This is a genomic window from Gordonia sp. AC31, assembly GCF_031844505.1.
In the GTDB taxonomy this organism is placed as follows: Bacteria; Actinomycetota; Actinomycetes; order Mycobacteriales; family Mycobacteriaceae; genus Gordonia; species Gordonia hongkongensis.
Genome location: NZ_JAUZVK010000064.1, coordinates 1 through 2,644 on the forward strand (window position 1 = coordinate 1; position 2,644 = coordinate 2,644).

The 2,644-nt window shown below is 62.0% G+C and carries 2 protein-coding genes and 1 pseudogene; all 3 read left to right on the forward strand.

What is annotated here, in order from left to right; translation table 11 throughout:
• Positions 1–36 precede the first annotated feature (36 nt).
• Positions 37–1,335, forward strand: a complete 1,299-nt coding sequence (locus Q9R39_RS24505) for an LLM class flavin-dependent oxidoreductase (RefSeq protein WP_068970850.1) — start codon at positions 37–39, stop codon at positions 1,333–1,335.
• Positions 1,332–2,426 carry a hypothetical protein gene (locus Q9R39_RS24510; RefSeq protein WP_004022072.1) on the forward strand — a complete coding sequence of 365 codons (1,095 nt, stop codon included), beginning with the start codon at positions 1,332–1,334 and terminating at the stop codon, positions 2,424–2,426. Before Q9R39_RS24505 ends, Q9R39_RS24510 begins: the two co-directional genes overlap by 4 nt.
• Positions 2,423–2,644: pseudogene (locus Q9R39_RS24515) on the forward strand (dibenzothiophene desulfurization protein C); the annotation flags it as partial. The gene Q9R39_RS24510 and the pseudogene Q9R39_RS24515, both read left to right, overlap by 4 nt.

Consider the following 2,644-nt stretch of genomic DNA (forward strand, 5'->3'; position numbering starts at 1 on the left):
CTGCCATTCCCTAGCCTAACAACCGAACGGAAATTAATGACTCAGGACACTAGATCCGCAGCAACTAACGATTTTCTTTCCGGTGCATACTATAAGAAGATCGCTCAGACCCTTGAACGCGGAAAGTTTGATCTTCTTTTCCTTCCGGATGCTCTCGCAGTCGAGGACAGCTACGGCCATGATCTGCAAACAGGCGTCGGACTGGGCGGCCAGGGCGCGATCGCACTCGAGCCCGCCACGGTGGTGGCGACGATGGCCGCCGTGACCGACCGGTTGGGACTTGGAGCCACCATCTCCACCACGTATTACCCGCCGTTTCACGTCGCCCGTATCCTGGCAACGCTGGATAACCTGTCCGACGGGCGGGTGTCGTGGAACATCGTGACATCGCTGAACGATTCAGAGGCAAAGAACTTCGGAATCGATGCTCATCTTGAACACGACACCCGTTACGACCGCGCGGACGAGTTCGTCGAGGTCGTACGTAAGCTGTGGAACTCGTGGGACGATGATGCGCTGCTGTTGGACAAGATCTGCGGCCGGTTCGCTGATCCTAAGAAAGTTCATTACGTCGATCACCGTGGTGACTGGTTCGACGTGCGCGGCCCCCTGCAAATCCCCCCTTCAAGTCAGCGCGAGCCAGTACTCCTCCAGGCCGGATTGTCGCCTCGCGGTAGACGTTTCGCGGGCCAGTGGGCCGACGCCGTGTTCAGCATCTCGCCGACGCTGGAGATGATGCAGCGCACGTACCAGGACATCAAGGGGCAAGTGAGTGCCGCGGGTCGCAACCCCGACGCCACGAAGGTTTTCACAGCTGTCATGCCCATACTTGGGGAGACCGAGGCGATCGCACGCGATCGCCTCGAATACATCAACGGTCTCGTCCACCCCGAGGTCGGTCTGTCGACGTTGTCGAGTCATAGTGGAATCGACTTGTCCGCCTTCCCCCTAGACGCGAAGTACTCCGACATCGTCGCGAGCTTGGGGGACGCGCACATCCCCACCATGCTCCACATGTTCTCCACGGTTGCGAGCGACGGCGAGGATCTGACACTGGCCGACCTTGGAAAGCGTTATGGCACGAACGTGGGTTTTGTCCCGCAGTGGGGAGGAACGCCCACCCAGATCGCCGACAGACTGGTCGAGTACTTCGATGCGAGAGCGGCTGATGGGTTCATCATCTCCGCCGCCTATCTGCCCGGCGTTTACGAGGACTTTGTCGACCAGGTGGTGCCGCTGTTGCAAGAACGTGGGGTATTCCGCGACGAGTATGAGGGATCAACGCTGCGCGACCACCTCGGCCTGGAACTGCCAAGCGGGGCGGCGGCGCTGTGACCGACACCAGCTCAGCGGTCCACACCCTCGCGTACAGCAACTGCCCTGTTCCCAACGCCCTGCTGGTTGGCCGCGAGTCGCAGTTGCTCGCCGAGGCTGGCATCAATCTGGACGTGCTGGGAGGGCCGCTGGGCTCCTTGCACTTCACCTACGATCATCCCGCTTACACCCGATTCGGCGGAGAGATCCCGCCGTTGGTGAGTGAGGGCCTGCGTGCACCGGGTCGCACACGCCTCCTGGGCGTCACCCTGTTCGAGGGAAAGCTGGGCTTTTACGCGGCCGACCCCACCCTGACCGCACCGGAGCAACTGGCGGGGCATCGTGTCGGCGTATCCGCATCGGCAATCCGGATCCTGCGCGGCGACCTTGGTGACTACCGACAGCTCGACCCGTGGCGCCAGACTCTCGTCGCACTGGGCACTTGGGAGGCGCGAGCCCTGCAGCACACCCTTCGTCACTCCGGCGTAACAGTAAACGATATCGAGCTCGTACCCATTGAGACGGCGGGAGTCGACTTACCGCAGGACCGACTCAGCGCATCGGCATCAGTGAACGGTTCGGACCTCTTTCCCGCCGTCGGGGCCCATCAGGCACAAGTCTTTGCCGGGGGGACGGTCGATGCGCTATTCAGCTGGCTTCCGTGGTCCGCGGAGTTCGAAGACCTCACCGGTGTTAGACCGCTGCGTGACCTGAGCTTGGACAGGACAAGCCACTACGCCAGCGTTTGGACAATCAGCGCGCAACTCGTCGATAAGAACCCGTCACTCGTGCAGCATCTGGTGGATACGGTGGTCCGGGCAGGCTCCTGGGCGCGCGATCATCTGACCGAGACAGTCGCGATTCATGCCCGCAACCTCGGTGTTAGCGAGACTGCGGTGACACGCGGTTTCGGCGAGCACTTCACCGACAACTTAGTACCCACCCTCGACCACGATGCGCTCACTGTCCTTGCTGCGACACAGCGGTACCTGGTCGACCACGATCTGGTGGATAAGGCGATCGACCTGACTGATTGGTCGGCCCCGGAATTTCTGCAGACGAGCCTGCGTACATGCGCGGCCGGCACATCAGCGATTGGAGAATACGAATGACAGTCACCGACGACACGGCGGCGGCCACCGACCGGCGGGCGGGCGATCCTCTCGCGGTGGCTCGAGACCTTGCTGCAAGCTGGCGGGAGGGAATCGTCGAACGGGATCGCGATGGGGGGCCAGCCACCCGTGAGAAAGAGGACTTACGCCTAAGTGGTCTGCTGGCGCTCGCGGTACCCGAGGAGCACGGTGGTTGGGGCGCAGATTGGCCGACGGTC

Bases quoted from the DNA above. Each gene is read 5' to 3' on its own strand.
- Q9R39_RS24505 (WP_068970850.1), top strand. From the start codon at position 37: ATGACTCAGGACACTAGATCCGCAGCAACTAACGATTTTCTTTCCGGT.